Genomic DNA, 1,185 nt, shown 5'->3' on the forward strand with positions numbered 1-1,185 from the left:
GTGGGAGATTCTATGGTTTGCAGCAAGCCAGTTTTCCGCCTTTGGTGACATATTCGTCCTGATTTTTCATCAGGGCGAATGCCACCCGTGCAAGCTTTCTAGCCAGGATTACCAGCGCTTGTGTCGTTGCTTTACCCGCTTTCCGATACTGTTCGTAGACGTCTTTCCAAGCAGCCGATCGGCTTGCCGCCATGGCGGCGTTATGCAATAGACGCCTGATCTCCGAGCAGCCTCGTTTCGTCAGGCGGCGGCGTCCACTCTTCTGCCCTGAATCACTGACTCGTAGATCCATTCCCAGAAATGCAATATACGAGTCACTGCTTTTGAACTCGCCCCGCATAAAGGCCATCACCAATGCCGTAGCGGTGAGAAAACCAATGCCCTCTATTGCTTGGCAGCGGGCAACTTGTTCGTGCAGGCCAGCTTCTCGCAGCACCTCCTTAATCTTCTTCTGGATCAGCAGATCCAGCCGGTCTATGGATTTTACAAAGGTTTTGAAGGCGGCTTTCAACAAGGCTTCATTAGCCCAGCTCTGCGTCATTGCAGTGCGAGCAGTCACCAAGGCCGATCTACGTCGAAGAAGGCTCTGTAGCTTGCCGTAGACTGCGGGAGGAGGAGTCCAAGGGCGAAGGTCTTCCCCCTCGTTTTTCAAAAACCGGGACAGCAGCCGAGCATCAGAAGGATCCGTTTTTACTCGTCCACCCACGCTTTTCCGGTAGTTGCTCAGCTGGAATCCATCAATGACATACACCTCGAAGCCAAGGCCATGAGCCAGTTCAACCAGATCGAGGTGATAAACATTAGTCGCCTCAACAGCAATAGCCGTGTTGAGGGGCTGTTGCTTCAGCCATCTTTTGATTTCGAGTTTGGAGTTTTTCAGCCTGATGACCTCATCGCGATCATCGTGATGAATCACCAGTTCAGCTTTCGCGACATCCGCACCCACGATCAGCTTGCCAACCTGCATTGCCATGGGCGCTTCCTCACGTTATGGTTTTTGGGCTTGAAGGGGTTTCACCAAGAGGCGCTGGCTTGCTTCTATCGTCGCTTGCAAACGATGCATTCTTTATCGGCGCTTTGGTGGAAGGGGTGGGGCGATGTCTCCCACGGTCTGTACTGATGCGAACAGTCAGAATCGGGCATTTAGTCCCACCACCCCTTCAAGTCTAACCATACAAGCGGGCT

General features: G+C 52.8%; 1 protein-coding gene. It reads right to left on the reverse strand.

All coding sequences use genetic code 11. The features are described from left to right. Positions 1–10: 10 nt before the first annotated feature. A complete protein-coding gene (locus tag ACQ4OD_RS26330; protein WP_430945220.1) occupies positions 11–973 on the reverse strand; it encodes an IS110 family transposase in 963 nt (320 codons plus the stop codon). Between the last annotated feature and the right edge of the window lie 212 nt (positions 974–1,185).

Origin of the sequence: Pseudomonas sp. WC1, from assembly GCF_050586565.1 — a bacterium.
Lineage (GTDB): Bacteria > Pseudomonadota > Gammaproteobacteria > Pseudomonadales > Pseudomonadaceae > Aquipseudomonas.